This is a genomic window from Pseudomonas sp. WS 5059, from assembly GCF_012985525.1.
Classification (GTDB): domain Bacteria; phylum Pseudomonadota; class Gammaproteobacteria; order Pseudomonadales; family Pseudomonadaceae; genus Aquipseudomonas.
Map to the genome: position 1 here is coordinate 280,180 of NZ_JAAQWO010000005.1, position 18,859 is coordinate 299,038.

An 18,859-nucleotide genomic window follows, 5' to 3' on the forward strand; every position below is an offset into this window, starting at 1 on the left:
ACATTGGATCTCCGGTGGATTTCCAATGTGGGTGTTGGGCTTATTGCATGTTGATGATGACTTCTTCCTGCCACTTCTGCGGCAAGCCCTTGGAGGTCTTCTCCCAGGCATCGGCGTCTTTGATCGGGGTCACGCCTTTGTACTGTTCGTTAGGCAGCAGCTTGGCCTGTACTTCGGCGGGTAGGGTCAGGTGCTCGGCACGAATCGGCCGTGCATTGCCCTTGGCCAGGTTGATCTGCCCGGCATCGCTGAAGATGTACTCGCGGGTCAGCTTGGCGGCGTTGGGGTGCTTGGCGTATTTGTTGATGATGGTGGTGTAGCCGGAAATCACCGAGCCATCCGATGGGATCAGCACCACGTAGTCATCCGGGTTGGCCATCTTGGCCTTGTAGCTCAGGCCGTTGAAGTCCCAGACCACGCCCACTTCCACTTCGCCTTTTTCCATGGTGGCAATGGTCGGGTTGGCCAGGGAGATACGCCCCTGCTTGGCGATCTCGGCGAACATCAGCAACGCCGGCTGGATGTTCCTCTCGTCGCCACCATTGGCCAGGGCTGCCGCCAGCACGCCGTTGGCGGCCTGGGCGGCGGTGCTCACGTCACCAATCGAGACCTTGTACTTGCCGGTTTTCAGGTCAGACCACTTGGTCGGGACTTCGGAGCCGTGCAGCAGCTTTTTGTTGACGATAAACGCGATGGTGCCGGTGTAGGCCAGTGCCCAGTTGCCATCCTTGTCCTTGGCCCAATCCGGGATCTGCTCCCAGGTGCTGGGCTTGTAGGGTTGGGTCACGCCCTGCTTGACCGCAATCGGCCCAAAGGCGGCGCCCACGTCACCGATATCGGCGCTGGCGTTGTCTTTTTCTGCGGCGAACTTGGCGATTTCCTGGGCCGAGCTCATGTCGGTGTCGATGTGCTTGAGGCCGTACTTGGCCGCCAGGTCTTCCCAGGTGCCTCTCCAGTTGGCCCAGTCATCGGGCATGCCGACGCTGTTCACAGCGCCTTCTGCCTTGGCGGCAGCTTCCAGGGTTTTCAAATCGGTGTCAGCGGCCATGGCGGCGGTGCACATGGCAATGGTCGAGCCTAACAGTGATGCCAGGAAAAGCTGTTTCATCCGAAGCTCCTTTGGGCGTTTTCAACGCTGCGATTTTTTGATGGCGCGGTTGGTTTGGTCTAGGTCAGCAATACACGAGCCAATTTAGGCGCGCTGGATGACAGTTTCATGTCGATGTCGTTTTCAAGGCACCTGGGCAGGCGCCTGCCGGGTAAGCGTAGACCAAGGCCTGGCCCCCGTAATACCTGGACTTGGCCGGCGTATTGCAGGGTGTGTGAGGCAGCGGCGCAAGGCGCTGTCATCTGTCGGTCATGTGTGATGCCTAGGCTTGCACGCTATAGCCGCCGCCCATTCCAGGGGCATTTGGCGCACCCAAACAGTGCTGGCCTAGTCCAGATAGGTAACGTTGATGCGTGATGAGGCAACCAAAGCGGTGACAGCCATCGGCCTGGCGCTGCAAGAGCAGATCAGCCACGGTTTGCTCAGCCCGGCGAGCAAATTGCCGGCCGAGCGCAAACTCAGTGAGTTGTTTGGTACCACCCGCATTACCGTGCGCGAAGCCTTGTTGCAACTGGAGGCCCAGGGCCAGATCTACCGCGAGGAACGCCGTGGCTGGTTCGTCTCGCCGCCCCGGCTGGCCTACAACCTGATGCAGCGCAGCCACTTCCACGCCATGGTCAGCGCCCAGGGGCGGGTGCCTTCTACCGAAGTGATTTCCGCGCGCCTGCAACCGGCTTCGGCCGCCGTTTGCGCATGGCTACAACTGCCGGCGCTGTCCAGTGTGATCCAGATCTGCCGCCGGCGGCGTATCGATGGGCGGTTGGTGTTGTATGTCGAACACTACCTCAACCCCCAGTATTTTCCAGGGATCCTGGCGTGTGACCTGAACGAGTCGATGACCGAGTTGTACGCCCGCAAATACGACCTGCATTACGGGCGCGTACGCTTCGAAATTGTGCCGACCTCATTGCAGGTGGAAGCGGCAGCGGCCCTGAAGGTCTCGGCAGGCAGCCCCGGGCTGCGGATCGCCCGGGTCAATTACGATCAGCATCAGCGCCTGATCGATTGCGACCTGGAGTTCTGGCGCCATGATGCGATTCACGTCGGGGTCGATGTGACCTGAGCGTCCTGCGGCCCACTCGCCGCCGTCACCACCTGCACACTCAAGCGCGGCATCGCCAGGTCCATTCCGGCCTCATCGAGGTGGCGCTTGAGCGACAGGTTGAACGCCCGCGACACTTCCCACTGTTTGATCGGCGCAGTCTTGAAGCGCGCGCGCAGGATGGCGTTGCCGGACTCGAAGCTCTCCACACCCTGGAACTCCAGGGGCGACCAGATATTGCGGCGTTGCAGCGGGTCGGCGCGCATCTTTTGACCGACGTCGCGCATCAGCTTGATCGCGGTGTCGATGTCCATGCTGGCGGGCACCGCGACGCGGAAAATCGCATAGCCGAATTCCCGCGAGTAGTTCTTGATGCTCTTGATCTCGCTGAACGGGATGGTGTGCACGATGCCGTCGATATCGCGCAGGCGCACGGTGCGGATGGTCAGGCCTTCGACGGTACCGAGGTGGCCGCCGACGTCCACGTAGTCATCGATGGCCAGGGAGTCTTCGATGATGATGAACAGGCCGGTGATCAAGTCCGCCACCAGCGACTGCGCGCCAAAACCGATAGCCAGGCCGATCACACCGGCACCGGCCAGCAGCGGCGTGACGTTCATGCCCATGTTCGCCAGGGCGACGATGGCGGCGATGATAAAGATCGTCACGAACAGCACGTTGCGGATCAACGGCATCATGGTTTGCGCCCGCGCATTGGCCAGGCCTTTGCGCGAGCGGGTGAGGGCGTGGTGGATCGCGGTGTCGCTGAGGATCCAGATCAGCCAGGCGAACAGCAGGGTGCCCGCGAGGCCGAACAGCTTGACGCTGATCTCATGCCCGTCGCCTTCGGTAAAGCGGATCAGCGACCAGCCCCAGACCCGCAGGCCCAGTTCGATGAACACCAGCCACACCACCAGGTGGGCGAGGGTATAGACGAAGCTTTTCAGGCGTTCGGAATACAGCGCATGGCGCTTGTGCCCGCGTTGGGGCTTGAGGGCATGGCGGCGTACCAGGCCGTTGATCACCATGCACAGCACCAGCAACACCGTGCACAGCAGTGACTGGCGCAAGGCGGTGCTGGTATCGCCGGCCGACACGAAGGTGGCAAACAGCGAGATACCCACGAGCAGCAGCGCAGGCAGGTACCAGAAGGTGCCGATGATCTCGATGGTGTCGCTCAACGCGCGGCGGGTCAGGCGCCGGGACAGCGGCTGGTTGCGGATCAGATGTGCGATGGGCCGGCGAAAGCGCAGGATAAACACGCCGGTAGACAGCGCAGCCAGCACATTGGCGATGGTCGCGGCGCTGTGCGCCAGGTGGGTGCCCAGGGCTTCGGTCAGGCGCGGATCGCTCAAGGCCTCGCCGAAGGCGGCGAAGCTGCCGATCAGCCACAGCGGCCGAAATGCCTGGTGGCGCAGGATATATAGCGCCCGATGGCGGTGGGGGCCGTCGAGCACGGAAAAGGCAATGACGCAGATCGCCGAAAAGCACGTGCCGACCACCAGCGCGTACGCCAGCACCATCGCCAGGGACTTGCCCAGGGACGAGGGCAGGGCGTAACTGAGGTAGACGGTGATCACCAGGGCGATCAGCCAGGGCCCAAGTTTGCGCAGGGCAAAACGCAGCATGTCCCAGGTCTTGGGGTGTTGCGGCAATTCTTCACTGAGGCCAAAGCGCAGGCGCACCCGGTGGCTGAGCCAGATCAGCGCGGCGGCCAACAGGCTCCAGAGCATCAGCACTACGGCAAAGCCAAAGATGATCGGCAGCCATTCGCTGGCGGGCAGCATCAATGCGCCCAGCTCGGTCTTGGCCTGGTCGAACTCGATGGACCAGCGGTTGAGCGGGCTGTCGGCGCCGGACAGTTGTTGTTCGAGGCTGGCCAGGGTGCCACCGATCAAGCCCAGCACCCCTTGCTCGGCCGCCGGCTGGGCTTTTTTCGTGGCTTCGCGCAGTTTTTTCAGGTCGGCCAGCAGCTTGGCGCGCTGCTGGTCGTTTTCCAGGTTCTTGATCACCTCGTCCAGGGACTGCCCCAGCGGTACGTCGGCTTGTGGCTGGGTTTTGCTGGTGCTGCCCAGGATGCCTGGCAGGCCGACCGCCTGGGCAGGGGCGATGGGCAGCAGGATCAGCAGGCAAAGGAGCAGGCAGTGTGGCAGGGCAAACAGACGGGCAAGCACGAGGCGGTCAACCTTGGAAACGACAGATCGACCGAGTGTACGAGGGCGCTATGCCCAATGCGAGTGCATTTGTTATTCGGCCAGTTTCGCGAGGATCCGGTAGACGATGGTGCCGAGGATCAGCAGCATGCCGACCCACATGCCAAACACACCAAGGTTCTTGTCGCGGAAGTTGAAGCCAACGGCCAGCAGGATCATGCCCGTGAGGATGGGGATAAGCATGGCGTGGAAGGCGGACATCGGGATCATGGTGGGGACGGCCTTGTCGTTGAGGGATGATGGTCAGTCTAGGCTGGATTGGCGCGGGGTGCCTTGATGTGTGTCAGATAGCGCCGCAGTGCGGTCGCAATCGCCATCGCGGGCAAGCCCGCTCTCACATTTAGTGTGGGAGCGGGCTTGCCCGCGATGGCAGCACCGCCCCTCTCAGGGCAGGTCGCGGCTCGCATAAAACGCACTCAGCACCTTCACCAGATGCGCCAAATCGTGGCTGCCGCACAGTTCACGAATCGAATGCATGGCGAATGTCGGCAGGCCGATATCTACGGTGCGCACGCCCAGGTGGCTGGCGGTGATCGGGCCGATGGTCGAGCCACAGCCCATGTCGCTGCGCACCACGAAGCTCTGTACCGGCACTTCTTCGGCCATGCACAGGTGGCGGAAGAATCCGGCGGTTTCGCTGTTGGTGGCGTAGCGCTGGTTGCTGTTGACCTTGATCACCGGGCCGGCATTGAGTTTCGGGCCATGGTTGGCGTCGTGCTTGTCGGCGTAGTTGGGGTGGATGCCGTGGGCATTGTCGGCAGACACCAGCAGCGACTTCTGAATGGCCCGTACGAACTCGTCACCTTCAGGCAGCAGACGACGCAGGGTCTGCTCCAGCATCGGCCCGTCGGCACCACAGGCCGAGCAGGAGCCGACTTCTTCGTGGTCGGTACACACCAGCACGCAGGTTTCGTCGGTTTCACTGGTGAGCAGGGCTTGCAGGCCGGCGTAGCACGACAGCAGGTTGTCCAGGCGGGCGCCGGCGATAAAGTCGCCATGCAGGCCAATCACCGCTGCGCCTTGGGTGTCGTAGAAACTCAGCTCGTAGTCGAGCACCACATCAGCGTTCAACCCATGTTCGCGGGCCAGTTGGTCGGTGAGTACGGCGCGGAAGTCCACGCGCTCATCGCCGGCAAACTGCGCGAGAATCGGCGGCAGCTCGGTCTGGGCATTGATCGCCCAGCCTTGATTGGCTTCACGGTTCAGGTGGATGGCCAGGTTGGGGATGATGGCAATCGGCAGCTTGAAATCGATCAACTGGCTTTCGACCTTGCCGTCACGCCGGAACGTCACGCGGCCGGCCAGGGACAGGTCACGGTCGAACCACGGTGCCAGCAGTGCGCCGCCGTAGACTTCCACGCCCAGTTGCCAGAAGCCCTGGCGTTGCAGCTCAGGTTGCGGCTTGACCCGCAGGCACGGGCTGTCGGTATGGGCGCCGACCAGGCGGATGCCGTCGTGCAGGGGCGACTGGCGGCCCATCTTGAAGGCGATGATCGAGGAGTCGTTGCGGGTCACGTAGTAGCGACCGTTGGCCTCGGTGGTCCAGGTCTCGCGTTCGTCGAGGCGCTGGAAACCGGCGGCTTCCAGGCGTTGGGCCAGGGCCGCAGTGGCATGAAAGGGGGTGGGAGAGGCCTTGAGGAAGTCGATCAGGCCTTGGTTCAACGCTTCGCGCATAAGTAGCTCCAGACAGCAATGGCGCGAGTTTACCGTCCGATGTGATAAGTGCACAGAACAAATGTGGGAGCGGGCTTGCTCGCGAATGCGGTGTGGCAGTCGCGCAATAAGCTAACTGATCCACCCCATTCGCGAGCAAGCCCGCTCCCACATTTTAATTGCGTTTACCGATTAGAACGGCGCAGGGCACTCGAACCGCAGGCGCTCGCCGCTTTGCGGGTGGGTGAAGCTCAACATGCTCGCGTGCAGGCACAGCCGTGGCCAGGCGGCGAGGGCCTGTTCGTGGGCATACAAGCCATCACCGAGCAACGGGTGGCCGATGGACAGCATATGCACCCGCAGTTGGTGCGAGCGCCCGGTAATCGGCGTCAGTTCCACCCGGCACCAATCCCCGCAACGCTCCAAGACTTTCCAGAAGGTCAGCGCATGCTTGCCGAACTCGTGGTCCACCACATGCCGCGGCTTGGTCGGTGGGTCATAGCGCAGCGGCAGGTCGATGCTGCCGCTGTCCAGTTCCGGCTGGCCCCAGCACAAGGCGGTGTAGGCCTTTTCGGTTTCGCGGTCGTGAAACTGGCGCGACAGTTCGCGGTGGCTGTCGGCATCCCTGGCCAGCAGGATGATCCCCGAGGTTTCCCAGTCCAGGCGATGGACGATACGGGCCTCGGGGTAACCGTTTTCCTGCAGGCGGGTGATCAGGCAGTCCTTGTTGTCGTCGGCGCGACCTGGCACCGACAGCAACAGGGTAGGCTTGTTCACCACCAGGACAGCGTCATCCTGGTGAAGGATATGGATATTGGACAACGGCATTAAACAGCCTCGTAACAAACGCCAACGGCGGCTCGGCCACCCGGTTCCCCAAAGGGGATCAAGGTGACGGAGCCGCCGTGGCGACCGCCTGTTCGATCAACGATCAGGCAGGGTGATATTGAGTTCCAGAATCGAGCAGCTGCCGTCGTTTTCCAGGGCGACATGCACGTCATCGTTGCCGATATTGACGTACTTGCGGATCACCTCCACCAGTTCCTTCTGCAAGGCTGGCAGGTAGTCCGGGGTGCTGCGTTGGCCGCGTTCGTGCGCCACGATGATCTGTAGACGCTCTTTCGCTACCGACGCCGTGCTAGGTTTTTTGGTTGAGCGAAAGAAGTCAAAAATACTCATTGTTCAATTGCCTCCAAACAGGCGTGCCAAGAATCCTTTCTTCTCGACAGCAAGGAACCGATGGGCAACTTCTTTGCCCAGCAAGCGATCGACTGCATCGCTATAGGCTTGGCCGGCATCACTTTGGTCATCAAGAATGACCGGTACGCCTTGGTTTGAAGCTTTCAGTACCGCTTGAGACTCAGGAATCACCCCCAGCAAGCGAATGGCGAGGATTTCCTCGACGTCCTCAACGCCAAGCATTTCGCCGCTCTGGACGCGCTCGGGGTTGTAGCGGGTCAGGAGCAGGTGTTCCTTGATTGCGTCTTCGCCTTTTTCGGCGCGGCGAGACTTGCTCGACAGCAGGCCGATCATGCGGTCGGAGTCGCGTACCGACGACACCTCGGGGTTGGTCACCACAATCGCTTCATCGGCGAAGTGCATGGCCAGTTGGGCGCCTTTCTCGATACCTGCTGGAGAGTCGCAGATAACAAACTCAAATTGCTCTTTGAGGTCCATCAGGACTTTTTCAACGCCTTCCAGGGTCAAGGCGTCCTTGTCCCGGGTTTGGCTAGCGGCGAGAACATAAAGGTTCTCCAGGCGCTTGTCCTTGATCAGTGCTTGTTGCAGGGTTGCTTCGCCGTTGACCACGTTGACGAAGTCGTACACCACGCGGCGTTCGCAGCCCATGATCAGGTCGAGGTTACGCAAACCGACGTCGAAGTCGACGATGACTGTCTTGTGGCCGCGCAGAGCGAGGCCGGTACCGATAGCGGCGCTGGTGGTGGTCTTACCCACACCACCCTTGCCGGATGTAACCACGAGAATCTTGGCCAAGGTGTTTCACCCCTAAGGAAAAAGGACCTCTCAGTCCCTGAAAAACATCTCTTGAAACTCGCTGCAGGCGGACAGCCTTCGTAGGAAAAAGATGTGCTTCCCGTAGGGGAAACGCCAACTTTCAATTATTCCTACGCAAGTCTTGCCGGTTTCGCTGTGCTATCAGAGTCCAGAGATGCTTGGAAAATGCGGCAGTATCCGTTAAAGACGGATGATGTTCAACACATCGCCCGACAGGCTGACTTGTACCCCGGCCCCCCACAGCGGATCACGGCGCAAATCTTCCGAAACCTTGTATTGGCCGGCGATGGATACCAGCTCAGCGCTCAATTGCTGGCAGAAAATCCTTGCCTTGGTATCGCCCTTGACCCCAGCCAGTGCCCGACCGCGCATGGGGCCGTATACATGGATGTTGCCATCGGCGAGAAGTTCCGCGCCGGGACTGACCGGGGCGACCACTACCAGGTCGCCGCCCTGGGCGTAAATCTGCTGCCCGCCGCGTACGGGGGAGGTGATGATCCTTGTAGGCTTGATCGTCGGCTCTGGCGGTTTTTCCGGTTTTTTCTTCACTTCGCCTTCCACCGGGTCGAGCACACGCTCGCGGGCGCCGGACGGTGGCAGTACTGGCAGTTCAATGGCGATGGCTGCCGCAATGTCTTCGATACGGCTGGCGCGAATGGCCAGGGTGCGCAGGCCATGCTGGCGGCAAACACGCATCAGCCCGGGCAGGTCAACCGCGCCCTGGCCGGCCGGCAATTTGTCCAGGGCCAGCACCAGCGGCGCGTTGTTGAAGAAATTCGGGGCCAGGGCAACCTTGGCAGCGAGCTGGCGGTCCAGGGCATCAAGGTCGTTACGGGCCAGTTCCAGCACAGTAATGGCGAGCATGCTGCCTTTGAGCTGGAAGACGGGATCTTGGTCTAGCGATTCGGTTTGGCTCATGGTCGGCAAAGCGGCTTGTCACGAAAAGTGTCGAGACTTATAACGAGAACAACCGCTAGCCGCAAGCCGGGTCGAACCGTTGTAGAATGCGCGGCCCTGTCTTTACCGGAATCTGTAATGGATCGCCCGCGTTTTCGAGCTGTATTTTTTCACCCGCGTTTCTGGCTCCTGTGGCTGGGGCTTGGCCTGCTATGGCTGATCACTCAGTTGCCATACCGGGTGCTGCTGGGAATTGGTCGTGTGCTGGGTGCGTTTATGTACCGGGTGGCCGGTGAGCGCCGGCGCATTGCTGCGCGAAACCTGGAACTGTGCTTCCCGCACCTGTCTGCCCAGGAGCGTAAACATTTGCTCAAGGAAAATTTTGCCTCCACTGGCATCGCCTTCTTTGAGATGGCCATGAGCTGGTGGTGGTCCAAACAGCGTCTGGCGCGCCTGGCCCACGTCGAAGGGCTGGAGCACCTCAAGCAGGCGCAACTGGAAGGCAAGGGCGTGATCCTCATGGCCCTGCATTTCACCACCCTGGAGATCGGCGCGGCCTTGCTGGGCCAAAAGCACACCATCGATGGCATGTACCGTGAGCACGGCAACCCGTTGTTCGACTTTATCCAGCGCCGGGGCCGCGAGCGCCACAACCTTGATTCCCTGGCGGTCGAGCGCGAAGACGTGCGCGGCATGCTCAAGCTGCTGCGCGCCGGCCGGGCGATCTGGTACGCGCCGGACCAGGACTACGGCGCCAAGCAGAGCATTTTCGTGCCGTTGTTCGGCATCCAGGCCGCTACCGTTACCGCCACCAGCAAGTTCGCGCGCCTGGGCAAGGCGTTGGTGGTGCCATTTACCCAGCAGCGCCTGGCCGATGGCAGCGGCTACCGCATGGTGATTCATCCGCCGTTGCGCGACTTCCCCGGCGAATCCGACGAAGTCGATTGCCTGCGCATCAACCAATGGGTGGAAACCGCGGTACGCGAGTGCCCCGAGCAATACCTGTGGGCCCATCGCCGCTTCAAGAGCCGGCCACCGGGCGAACCCAAGTTGTACGAAAAACGCCGCTGAACAAACGGATTTCCCCGCAGCCCATGGAGTTATGCAATGCGCCCAACTGAACCGGTCACAGGTTTGATTCTTTCCGGCGGTGGGGCGCGTGCGGCGTATCAGGTGGGGGTACTGGCGGCGATTGCCGAATTGTTGCCGCCGGGGGCTGCCAATCCTTTTCCGGTGATTGTCGGCACCTCGGCCGGGGCGATCAATGCGGTGAGCCTGGCCAGTGGCGCCATGGATTTTGGCGCCGCCATCGCCCGCCTTACGGCGTTCTGGCAGGGCTTTCGCAGCCACTTGGTGTTGCGCAGCGATTGGCCGGGGGTGATTCACCAGGCCACTCGCTTCCTGGCCCGCAGCCTGCTGGGGCTGGGGGCACCGGTGCCGGTGGCGCTGCTCGACAGTTCGCCTTTGCGCGAATTGCTGCAAGAGAAGCTGCACTTCGAAGGCATCAACGAGGCCATCCGCAACAAACACCTGCATGCCGTCGCGGTAACGGCGTTTGGCTATGAGTCGGGGCAAGCGGTGACGTTCTATCAGGGCGGCGGCACCATCGACGCCTGGCTGCGCCACCGGCGCATTGGCCTGCCCACGCAGTTGACCGTGGAGCACCTGCTGGCCAGCTCGGCGATCCCGTTACTGTTCGCACCGGTCAAACTCGACCAGGAATATTTTGGCGATGGTGCCGTCCGGCAATCGGCGCCCATCAGCCCGGCGTTGCACCTGGGGGCCAGCCGGGTGCTGGTGGTGGGGGTCAGTGGCAACCCGCGCTCCATCGACCCTTCGGCGCCGCAGCAACGCACCTATACCGGCCAGGAGCCGACCCTGGCGCAGATCGGTGGGCATATGCTCAACAGCACGTTCATTGACAGCCTTGAGAGTGATATCGAGTTGCTGGAGCGCCTCAACCAGTTCGCCCATCTGCAACCGGCCGACAGCGCCGCGCGCGGGCTTTCGCCGGTCGAAGTGTTGGTGATTGCACCGAGCCAGCCCATCGACGAGATCGCCGCCCGCCATCGCCAGGAACTGCCGGCGGCACTGCGTTTGTTTTTGCGTGGGCCAGGGGCGACCAAGACCAGCGGGGCAGGGGTGCTCAGCTATCTGTTGTTCGAGGCGGGGTATTGCAGCGAGTTGATCGAGTTGGGGCGGCGGGATGCGTTGGCCAAGCGCGAGGAGTTGCAACGGTTCCTGGGCCTGACCCCGAACTGAATCTGGGAGCGGGCTTGCCCGCGATGGCGGTGATTGAGCCGATAATTAGGCTGGCTGACACTTCGCTATCGCGGGCAAGCCCGCTCCCACAGGGGGGGCGTGTTGGGCCTTAGAAGTGGTACTTGACCAACAGGCTGGCCGTATCCTGGTTGGTCTCGAACGCGCCGCTGTCCTGGATCCCGTACTTGTTCTTCCAGTAGTCGTATTCAAAACCGACATACAACTGCTTGGCGCCCCAGTTCATGGCCTTGCCCAAGTCATATTTGACCTGCGGGTTGAAGTGCAAGTTGGCGTGATAAGTGCCACGGGCGTTTTTGTCGTTATCCACCACCCAGTCCATGAAGCCGTCGATCAGCACGTCGGAGTTGCCCACGGGAATGGTGTACGACCATACCGGCGTGATCTGCCATACACCGTCACCGGGGCGATTGCCTTCGGTCTGGCGCTGGTAGAAGTTCAACTGGAAGTAGTCGAAGCCCGGGATGTTCAGGTCGAATGCCGGGCCTACCAGGTAGGACTCGTTGTCGCCTTCGCCGAACTCGTAGGTGAACGCCAGTAATACATCTTTGATCGGTCCGAAGGACAAGTCTTTATCGAAGATCTTGCCAAACGACAGCCGTGGGCTGAACTCGCCGTAGTAAGTATTAGGGCCGACATTGCCGTCTTCCTTGCCGTTGTAAAAGATACGGTCGAGGAAGAAGAAGTTGTCGCCGTACTTCCACGCATCGGCATGTTCAAAGGTGACGGTTTGCTGGATCTCTGGGTTGACTTTGAAGTTCTTGCCCCACAGGTAAGTCAGGCTGTTGTTCTGCCACTGCAGCAGGTCACCCGCCATTGCCTGGCCCCCGGCCAGCAGGGATCCGGCCAACATCAGGCTGTTCACGGTACGTTTCATTCGGTTGCTCCCGAGCTAAAGTTTTATGGTTTTTCTTCTACGCAGGCGCTCTGGTGTGGCGCCTTTTGGTTCGCTGCAAAAATCGTCTGTTCGGTCAGCTTTAATGCTTTTAGCAAGAGCTGCGCCAAAGTGTTTGAAAAGCCAAAAAATCCCCGTCGGCTACATGGTATGCAGTCGGGTTCAGAGGACTTTTGCGCACTTTGGCAGCAGACATAAGGCCGGGATAAGTTGGCCTTTAAGTCAGCTTTTACATTCGCTGTTTTTTTTTGAGTCGATTCGAGCGGGCGCGGAGAATACTGGCTCCAGAGCCTGTGCTCAAGTGCGCTGTAAAAGAGCGCAGGGGGCGAGAATGGGGCACAGCGTGTGGCCGGCCCCAAGTCTGTGGTGTGCATGTTGATATTCCCTGTTCGAGTAACGAAGGAATCAATGCGTATGGGCGACTGCGGGGCGTTCTGAGCCGCCCAGAATGTTGAACAACACATTCAGCGACAACGCACTAAGCGTGGCCATGGCGATACCGCTATGGGTAATCGGGCTCATCCACAGGGGCAACTGGGCGAAGAACTCCGGGCGTACCACCGGGATCAGGCCCATGCCGATGCTGACCGCCACCAGCAACTGGTTACGACGGTCGGCAATGTCGGCTTCCTGCAGGATCTTGATCCCGGTCGCTGCCACCATGCCGAACATCGCGATGGCCGCGCCGCCCAGCACCGCAGGAGGAATCGATGCCACCAGAAACGCCGCCTTGGGCAGCAAGCTCAGGACAATCAAAAAGGCCCCGGCCATGATCGTCACCGAACGGCAGCGCACACCGGTCATTTGCACCAGGCCGATGTTCTGGGCGAACGAGGAGTGGGTGAAGGTATTGAAGAACCCGGCAAAGAACGACGCGCCGGCATCGCACAGCAGGCCGCGACGCAGCATCTTCGGGGTGACTTCCTGGCCGGTGATCTTGCCCAGCGCGAGGAACATGCCGGTGGACTCGACAAAGATAATCACCACCACCAGGCACATCGACAGGATTGGCGCCAATTCGAACGTGGGCATGCCGAAGTGCAAAGGCGTGACCACTTGCAGCCACGGCGCTTGTTCCAGGCCGCCGAGGTCGACCATGCCGAGCAATCCACACAAGGCGTAGCCCAGGGCCATGCCGATCAATACCGAGATATTGACCCAGAAGCCGCGCATGAACCGGTTGATCAGCAAGATGGTGGCGAGTACCAGGCCGGCGATGGCCAGGTAGATCGGCGAGCCGAACTGCACGGCAGTGGCGCCGCCGCCTGCCCAGTTCACGGCTACTGGAAACAACGAAAGACCGATGGCCGTGATCACGGTACCGGTCACCAACGGTGGGAAGAAGCGCACCACCTTGGACATGAAGGGCGCGATGAGCATGCCAAAGAACCCGGCGGCGATGGTCGCGCCGAAGATCCCTTGCAGGCCGATACCCGGCATGCCCGCCATGGCGACCATGCTGCCGACGGCGGCAAAACTGGCGCCCATCATCACCGGCATGCGGATGCCCAGCGGGCCGATGCCAAAGGACTGGACCATGGTGGCGATCCCCGCCACCAGCAGGTCGGCGTTGATCAGAAAGGCGATTTCTTCACGGCTCAAGCCTGCGGCTTGCCCGATGATCAGAGGCACGGCCACGGCGCCGCCGTACATCAGTAGTACATGTTGCAGGCCTACCAGGATCAGTTGCAAAAGGGGCAGCCGCACCATGGCGGGTACGGCAGGAATCTGCGGTTCTAACTGGGACATGCAACACCTCGGATCTTTTTTATTTTTGTGTTGTTTGGCAGTCAATTGCCAGGTGAAACCCAATCTTCAAAACACTGCACATTGCAAATGTGGGAGCTGGCTTGCCTGCGATAGCGGTGGTTCATTCACCCCTTCCGGTGCGTGATGCACCGCTATCGCAGGCAAGCCAGCTCCTACAGTTTGATCTGCGCTAATCAGTTAATTGGTACGGGCTCCTTGATTGATCCAACTACCAATCAACTCCCGCTCCTGCTGGGTCATCTGGGTGATGTTGCCCAGCGGCATGATCTGGCTGGCAACCGCCTGCGCCTGGATGCGCGCCGCCTGCTGCTGGATCTGCGCCGGGGTATCGAACATCACCCCGGCCGGCGCGGCACTGAACAGCGGGCTGGTGGGCTTGGCCGAATGGCATACGGTGCAACGTTGTTCAATTACGCTGTGGACCTTGCCGAAATCCGTCGAGGCCTGGGCCGGCGCCGCTTCTGCCGCCGGTGCCGCCGGTGCTGGCGCGGCGGGGGCTGCTGGCTTGAGGCCGCCACCCAGCGCCGTTTCCGGCAATGGCTGGTACTCGATGGCCGCTGGCGCCTTGGCCACGTCCGGTGCGGTAGCCACGGGTTTTGGACCGGTGACATAGGCCAGGCAGATCATCGCCAGGGCGCCGACCGGCAGGGTCCACGCGTATTTCTGGCTGTCGTGACGGGTGTTGAAGTAGTGCCGCACCAACACCGCCGCCACCGCGATCCCGGCCAGGATCAACCAGTTGTACTGGCTGCCGTAGGTACTGGGGAAGTGGTTGCTGATCATGATGAACAGCACGGGCAGGGTGAAGTAGTTGTTGTGTCGTGAACGTAGCAGGCCCTTGGCCGGCAGTGCCGGGTCTGGCGTGCGGTTTTCTGCAATCGCTGCCACCAGCGCGCGCTGGGCCGGCATGATGATGCGGAACACGTTACCGACCATGATGGTGCCGATGATCGCCCCCACATGCAGGTACGCACCGCGCCCGCTGAACACCTTGCTGAAGCCGTAGGCCGCGCCGATCAACAGGACGAACAGGATAAAACCGAGCAGGGCAGGGCGTTTGCCCAGGGCCGAGTCGCAGAGAAAGGAGTAGATGAACCAGCCAGCGAACAGTGAGCCAATGCCCAGCAACACGCCTTCGGTGCCGCTCAGGCTGCTGCCGGGAGCCAGCAGGTAGAGCGTCGGGTTGAGATAGAACACCACGCAGAGCAGCGCGACGCCTGACATCCAGGTGAAATAGGCTTCCCATTTGAACCAGTGCAGGTTGTCCGGCATGGTCGGCGGGGCCAGTTTGTATTTTTCCAGGTGGTAGATGCCGCCACCGTGGATCGCCCATAAATCGCCAGCCAGGCCGTTTTTGGGGTTGACGCGGTTGAGGTTGTTTTCCAGCCATACAAAATAGAAAGACGCACCGATCCAGGCCACGCCAGTGATCATATGAACCCAGCGCACGCTAAGGTTCAGCCATTCCAACAGATGTGCTTCCACAGTCTTTACCTCTCGCCCGTCACCCTTGTTGTCGGGTGATCGGACCTTCTCTTATTGGTGGGGGGCGAGGATCAACCGCTCATCCTCTTTGAAAAAATGCTCATCGCAGTTATTGCCTGTGCCACTGCGATCAACCACCAGGAAGTCATCCCGCTTTTCGATCGTCAGCACCGGGTGGTGCCAGACGCCGCGATGGTAATTAATGCCCTGCCTGCCGTTGGTGACGAAGGCGCGGACCAAGCCTGATACAGGTGCATCGCCAACGGGCGCGACCACGATCAGAAAGGGGTTGCCGAGCAGCGGGATAAAGGCCTGGCTGCCCAGCGGGTGTCTCTCCAGCATGCACACGGTCAGCGGCATGTCCTGCGCGTCGGCGCGGAAGATGCTGATGATGGCGTGGTCTTCTGGCGTGGCGGTTTCTACCGTCGCCAGTTTATGAAAGCGCATGGTCGAGCCGTTGTTGATCATGAAGTGATCGCTGCCGTCGGTTTCGATAACGTCTCCGAAAGGGGCGAAGGCTTCTTTGGTCAAGGGTTCGATCATCAGTGTGCGCATGGCTGTCTTCTTATCCGAGTTCTGTGTTGTCTGGTCTATTGCTATCGCGGGCGAGCCCGCTCCCACAGGGGAATGCATTGCAAATGTGGGAGCGGGTTTGCCCGCGATTGGGTTCACCGCTTACTTAGCGACCTTGCCGAACACCCGCAGGCGGCTCACACCACCATCCGGGAATACGTTGAGGCGGATGTGGGTGATCGGGCCCAGTGCCTTGATCTGCTCGGCAAAGGTGTGTTCGGCGTGCATTTCCAGCTTCTGTGCTGGCAGCAATTCACGCCAGAACAGCGACTGGGTCTCGATCTGGCTGTCGGTACCGCCCTTGACGAACGCGCCCTGGATCGAGCAGGTGTCCGGGTAGTTGCCTTTGAAGTGCAGGGTGTCGACCACCACTTTGTCGATCTCGCCGGCATGCCCCAGCGCGACGATCACCCAATCGTTGCCTGGCGTGCGACGACGGGCAGTTTCCCAGCCATCGCCCATGTTGATGCCACGGCCCGGGTTGAGGATGTTGCCCATGCGTCCGAAGTGCTCGTCGGAACAGGCCAGCGCACGCCCGCCATTGAGGGAGGAGGCCAGGTCCACTTGTTCGTTGTCGCCCACGGCCGACCAGTCGCGGAACGGAATGCCGTACACGCGCAGACGGGCCACGCCACCATCCGGGTAGATGTTGAAGCGCAGGTGGCTGAACGCCTGGTCGTTGTTGATCTCGTGGAAGTGATGGCTATTGCCCTGCAATTCCACGGCAGACAGCACTTCAACCCACTGGGTGTTGGCATCGGGTTCGCCCGCAGCCAGGAAGCAGCCTTCCAGGGACGCCGATGGCGGGAAGTTGCCGGTGAAGAATGAAGTGTCGATGTCCACGCCCTTGATCGAGCCCGGTACGCCCAGGCGGATCACCGCGCTGTCGAAGCCTTCGAAGCGCTTGCGGCGTGACTCCCAGCCGTCCATCCACTTGCCGTTATCATCGAAAACGCCCTCCTTCCATACGGCCGGGGTCGGCTGGAACAGTCGGTTGGCGTCGGCGAACCAGTCATCGGTCACTGAGATGATCTTGGTGCCCAGGCGGGCGTCGGCCAGGTTGACGAACTTTTCGAAAGGTACGGCGTAAGCTTTCATTCTTCTTGTCTGCCTTAGATAGAGTGGCTTGGGATGCTTGCCAGGCCCTGGGCGTTGATCGATACGCTCGGGCCAGGTTTGCTAAAGGGTCAGTAATCGGAACAACGCGATCTTGTTGATCTCTGCCAGCGCGCACTTGAACTCGGTGTCGACCGGGTGGTGGATGCGCGTTTCAAACGCTTTGAGGATCTGATGCCGGTTGCTGCCTTTTACCGCCATGATGAAGGGAAACTTGAACTTGGCCTTGTAGGCATCGTTCAGCTCGGTGAAGCGTGAGAACTCTTCGGCCGTGCATTGGTGAATCCCCGCGCCAGCTTGCTCATCGGTGCTGGCTTGGGTGAGTTGGCCCTGGACGGCCGCACGGCCTGCCAGGTCCGGGTGAGCGTTGATCAGGGCCAGTTGGCTTGGATGATCAGCACTCAACAGGATGTCGCTCATGCGCTGGTGCAGGGTTTCGATCTGGTCGATCGAGGCGTCCTGGCCCAGGTCGAAGGCCTTTTCGGCCACCCATGGCGAATGTTCGTAGATGTCGGCGAAGGCTGCGACGAATTCGTCGCGGCTCAGGGTCGACGGTTTCAAGGTCTGGAAAGCAGTCATTTGGCGGCTCCCTGGAAAGGGTGGACGTCGTGCCAGTGGCGGGCAATGTCGACACGGCGGGCGAACCACACCTGGTCATGACCCTTGGCGTATTCGATAAAGCGCTTGAGGGCAGCCAGGCGCGCCGGGCGGCCGATCAAGCGGCAATGCAGGCCGATGGAGAGCATCTTCGGCGCCTCGGCCCCTTCGGCATACAACACATCGAAGGCGTCCTTGAGGTACTCGAAAAAGTCGTCGCCCTTGTTGAAACCCTGGACCTGGGTGAAGCGCATGTCGTTGGTGTCCAGGGTGTAGGGGATCACCAGGTGCGGCTTGCCGGTCGGGTTGTTGGGTTCCCAGTAGGGCAGGTCGTCGTCATAGGTGTCGCAGTCATACAGAAAGCCACCTTCCTCCATCACCAGCCGCCGCGTATTGGGGCCGGTGCGCCCGGTGTACCAGCCCAGTGGGCGCTCGCCGGTCAGCTCGGTGAGGATGCGGATGGCTTCGAGCATATGCTCGCGCTCCTGGGCCTCGTCCATGTATTGGTAGTCGATCCAGCGGTAGCCGTGGCTGCAGATCTCGTGGCCGGCGGCGACCATCGAACGGATCACGTCGGGGTGGCGCTGGGCGGCCATGGCCACGGCGAAGATGGTCAGCGGAATGTCGAATTCCTTGAACAGCTTGAGGATGCGCCACACGCCCGCACGGCTGCCGTATTCGTACAGCGACTCCATGCTCATGTTGCGTGCGCCTTGCAGCGGCTGGGCCGAGACCATTTCCGAGAGGAAGGCTTCCGACTCTTTGTCGCCGTGCAGGATATTGCGCTCACCGCCTTCTTCGTAATTGAGTACGAACGACAGGGCGATACGCGCCTTGCCTGGCCAGTGTGGATGCACAGGGTTACTGCCGTAACCGATCAGGTCGCGTGGGTAGTCAGCGCTCACTGCAGTCTTCCTTCTTGTTCGTGATCGATGGTGTGGCGGCTGTTGCGTCACAGCGATGGGCTGATTGTATACAACTTAATGGGCACTTTGTAAGCCTGTATTTCTGCATTTTTTCCAGACGGTCGCACCGGCCTATCTTTGCAAGAAACTTGCCCGACTGGTCAACTAAAATATGCGAACTCACCTGTAGGATGCGTCTTGCCAGCGATTGCATTCTTGCTGCTGCCCTAGCTGCGGCTGATTTACCGTCATCGTCGGCAAGCCGGCTCCGGCAGGGGGAGAGGGTGGTTGTTGAATTTATTGTGTACA

Annotated in this window: 19 protein-coding genes; 3 read left to right on the forward strand and 16 right to left on the reverse strand. The window is 60.8% G+C overall.

Features of this window, described 5'->3' with window-relative positions:
- Window positions 1–40: 40 nt before the first annotated feature.
- A complete protein-coding gene (locus tag HBO12_RS16465) occupies window positions 41–1,108 on the reverse strand; it encodes an ABC transporter substrate-binding protein (RefSeq protein ID WP_169952845.1) in 1,068 nt (355 codons plus the stop codon).
- A gap of 349 nt (window positions 1,109–1,457) precedes the next feature.
- On the opposite strand from HBO12_RS16465, the gene HBO12_RS16470 reads away from it, so the two are divergent.
- On the forward strand, window positions 1,458–2,171 hold the full coding sequence (locus HBO12_RS16470) for a UTRA domain-containing protein (RefSeq protein WP_169952843.1): 714 nt from the start codon (window positions 1,458–1,460) through the stop codon (window positions 2,169–2,171).
- On the opposite strand, the gene HBO12_RS16475 is transcribed toward HBO12_RS16470, so the two are convergent.
- The 7 genes from HBO12_RS16475 to minC all read right to left on the reverse strand — a co-directional run bounded on the left by HBO12_RS16475 (window position 2,147) and on the right by minC (window position 8,950).
- Window positions 2,147–4,324: a mechanosensitive ion channel domain-containing protein gene (locus tag HBO12_RS16475; RefSeq protein ID WP_170042681.1), complete on the reverse strand. Its 2,178-nt coding sequence runs from the start codon at window positions 4,322–4,324 to the stop codon at window positions 2,147–2,149. The two genes, HBO12_RS16470 and HBO12_RS16475, sit on opposite strands and share 25 nt — an antisense overlap.
- A gap of 72 nt (window positions 4,325–4,396) precedes the next feature.
- Window positions 4,397–4,573 carry a hypothetical protein gene (locus tag HBO12_RS16480; protein WP_166647837.1) on the reverse strand — a complete coding sequence of 59 codons (177 nt, stop codon included), beginning with the start codon at window positions 4,571–4,573 and terminating at the stop codon, window positions 4,397–4,399.
- 174 nt (window positions 4,574–4,747) lie between these two features.
- Window positions 4,748–6,037, reverse strand: a complete 1,290-nt coding sequence (locus HBO12_RS16485; protein WP_029300406.1) for a M18 family aminopeptidase — start codon at window positions 6,035–6,037, stop codon at window positions 4,748–4,750.
- Between the two features lie 171 nt (window positions 6,038–6,208).
- Window positions 6,209–6,844, reverse strand: coding sequence for an RluA family pseudouridine synthase (locus HBO12_RS16490; protein WP_169952839.1), 636 nt, complete (start codon window positions 6,842–6,844; stop codon window positions 6,209–6,211).
- A gap of 96 nt (window positions 6,845–6,940) precedes the next feature.
- The gene (gene minE / locus HBO12_RS16495) at window positions 6,941–7,195 is read right to left on the reverse strand and encodes a cell division topological specificity factor MinE (RefSeq protein WP_169952837.1); all 255 of its coding nucleotides are present in this window, start codon (window positions 7,193–7,195) and stop codon (window positions 6,941–6,943) included.
- A gap of 3 nt (window positions 7,196–7,198) precedes the next feature.
- Window positions 7,199–8,011: a septum site-determining protein MinD gene (gene minD / locus HBO12_RS16500; RefSeq protein WP_169952835.1), complete on the reverse strand. Its 813-nt coding sequence runs from the start codon at window positions 8,009–8,011 to the stop codon at window positions 7,199–7,201.
- A 201-nt stretch (window positions 8,012–8,212) separates the two neighbouring features.
- The gene (minC, locus tag HBO12_RS16505) at window positions 8,213–8,950 is read right to left on the reverse strand and encodes a septum site-determining protein MinC (RefSeq protein ID WP_038447253.1); all 738 of its coding nucleotides are present in this window, start codon (window positions 8,948–8,950) and stop codon (window positions 8,213–8,215) included.
- 117 nt (window positions 8,951–9,067) lie between these two features.
- Between minC and HBO12_RS16510 the strand changes: the two genes are divergently transcribed.
- Both HBO12_RS16510 and HBO12_RS16515 read left to right on the forward strand, forming a co-directional pair.
- Entirely contained in the window at window positions 9,068–10,000 is a 933-nt protein-coding gene (locus tag HBO12_RS16510; protein ID WP_169952832.1) for a lipid A biosynthesis lauroyl acyltransferase, read from the forward strand.
- 36 nt (window positions 10,001–10,036) lie between these two features.
- Entirely contained in the window at window positions 10,037–11,191 is a 1,155-nt protein-coding gene (locus HBO12_RS16515) for a patatin-like phospholipase family protein (protein WP_169952830.1), read from the forward strand.
- Between the two features lie 109 nt (window positions 11,192–11,300).
- Here HBO12_RS16515 and HBO12_RS16520 read toward each other — a convergent pair whose 3' ends face one another.
- The 8 genes from HBO12_RS16520 to puuE form a co-directional block, all read right to left on the reverse strand.
- Window positions 11,301–12,086 carry an outer membrane protein OmpK gene (locus HBO12_RS16520; RefSeq protein WP_169952827.1) on the reverse strand — a complete coding sequence of 262 codons (786 nt, stop codon included), beginning with the start codon at window positions 12,084–12,086 and terminating at the stop codon, window positions 11,301–11,303.
- 23 nt (window positions 12,087–12,109) lie between these two features.
- On the reverse strand, window positions 12,110–12,478 hold the full coding sequence (locus tag HBO12_RS16525; RefSeq protein WP_169952826.1) for a hypothetical protein: 369 nt from the start codon (window positions 12,476–12,478) through the stop codon (window positions 12,110–12,112).
- Between the two features lie 31 nt (window positions 12,479–12,509).
- The gene (locus tag HBO12_RS16530) at window positions 12,510–13,853 is read right to left on the reverse strand and encodes a nucleobase:cation symporter-2 family protein (protein ID WP_169952825.1); all 1,344 of its coding nucleotides are present in this window, start codon (window positions 13,851–13,853) and stop codon (window positions 12,510–12,512) included.
- Window positions 13,854–14,051: 198 nt separating this feature from the next.
- Window positions 14,052–15,359, reverse strand: a complete 1,308-nt coding sequence (locus tag HBO12_RS16535; protein WP_170042682.1) for a urate hydroxylase PuuD — start codon at window positions 15,357–15,359, stop codon at window positions 14,052–14,054.
- 51 nt (window positions 15,360–15,410) lie between these two features.
- Complete coding sequence (locus HBO12_RS16540; RefSeq protein WP_099168728.1) at window positions 15,411–15,914, reverse strand: ureidoglycolate lyase; 504 nt, start codon at window positions 15,912–15,914, stop codon at window positions 15,411–15,413.
- A gap of 120 nt (window positions 15,915–16,034) precedes the next feature.
- A complete protein-coding gene (gene alc / locus HBO12_RS16545) occupies window positions 16,035–17,030 on the reverse strand; it encodes an allantoicase (RefSeq protein WP_170042683.1) in 996 nt (331 codons plus the stop codon).
- Between the two features lie 81 nt (window positions 17,031–17,111).
- A complete protein-coding gene (gene uraD, locus HBO12_RS16550) occupies window positions 17,112–17,627 on the reverse strand; it encodes a 2-oxo-4-hydroxy-4-carboxy-5-ureidoimidazoline decarboxylase (RefSeq protein WP_169952822.1) in 516 nt (171 codons plus the stop codon).
- On the reverse strand, window positions 17,624–18,550 hold the full coding sequence (puuE, locus tag HBO12_RS16555; protein WP_170042684.1) for an allantoinase PuuE: 927 nt from the start codon (window positions 18,548–18,550) through the stop codon (window positions 17,624–17,626). Before puuE ends, uraD begins: the two co-directional genes overlap by 4 nt.
- Window positions 18,551–18,859 lie beyond the last annotated feature (309 nt).

Coding starts and splice junctions, on each gene's coding strand:
- HBO12_RS16480 (WP_166647837.1), bottom strand. CDS start 4,573: ATGATCCCGATGTCCGCCTTCCACGCCATGCTTATCCCCATCCTCACG.
- minE (WP_169952837.1), bottom strand. CDS start 7,195: ATGAGTATTTTTGACTTCTTTCGCTCAACCAAAAAACCTAGCACGGCG.
- HBO12_RS16520 (WP_169952827.1), bottom strand. CDS start 12,086: ATGAAACGTACCGTGAACAGCCTGATGTTGGCCGGATCCCTGCTGGCC.
- HBO12_RS16485 (WP_029300406.1), bottom strand. CDS start 6,037: ATGCGCGAAGCGTTGAACCAAGGCCTGATCGACTTCCTCAAGGCCTCT.
- HBO12_RS16470 (WP_169952843.1), top strand. CDS start 1,458: ATGCGTGATGAGGCAACCAAAGCGGTGACAGCCATCGGCCTGGCGCTG.
- HBO12_RS16525 (WP_169952826.1), bottom strand. CDS start 12,478: ATGCACACCACAGACTTGGGGCCGGCCACACGCTGTGCCCCATTCTCG.
- alc (WP_170042683.1), bottom strand. CDS start 17,030: ATGAAAGCTTACGCCGTACCTTTCGAAAAGTTCGTCAACCTGGCCGAC.
- HBO12_RS16540 (WP_099168728.1), bottom strand. CDS start 15,914: ATGCGCACACTGATGATCGAACCCTTGACCAAAGAAGCCTTCGCCCCT.
- HBO12_RS16515 (WP_169952830.1), top strand. CDS start 10,037: ATGCGCCCAACTGAACCGGTCACAGGTTTGATTCTTTCCGGCGGTGGG.
- uraD (WP_169952822.1), bottom strand. CDS start 17,627: ATGACTGCTTTCCAGACCTTGAAACCGTCGACCCTGAGCCGCGACGAA.
- HBO12_RS16465 (WP_169952845.1), bottom strand. CDS start 1,108: ATGAAACAGCTTTTCCTGGCATCACTGTTAGGCTCGACCATTGCCATG.
- HBO12_RS16530 (WP_169952825.1), bottom strand. CDS start 13,853: ATGTCCCAGTTAGAACCGCAGATTCCTGCCGTACCCGCCATGGTGCGG.
- HBO12_RS16510 (WP_169952832.1), top strand. CDS start 9,068: ATGGATCGCCCGCGTTTTCGAGCTGTATTTTTTCACCCGCGTTTCTGG.
- minC (WP_038447253.1), bottom strand. CDS start 8,950: ATGAGCCAAACCGAATCGCTAGACCAAGATCCCGTCTTCCAGCTCAAA.
- HBO12_RS16490 (WP_169952839.1), bottom strand. CDS start 6,844: ATGCCGTTGTCCAATATCCATATCCTTCACCAGGATGACGCTGTCCTG.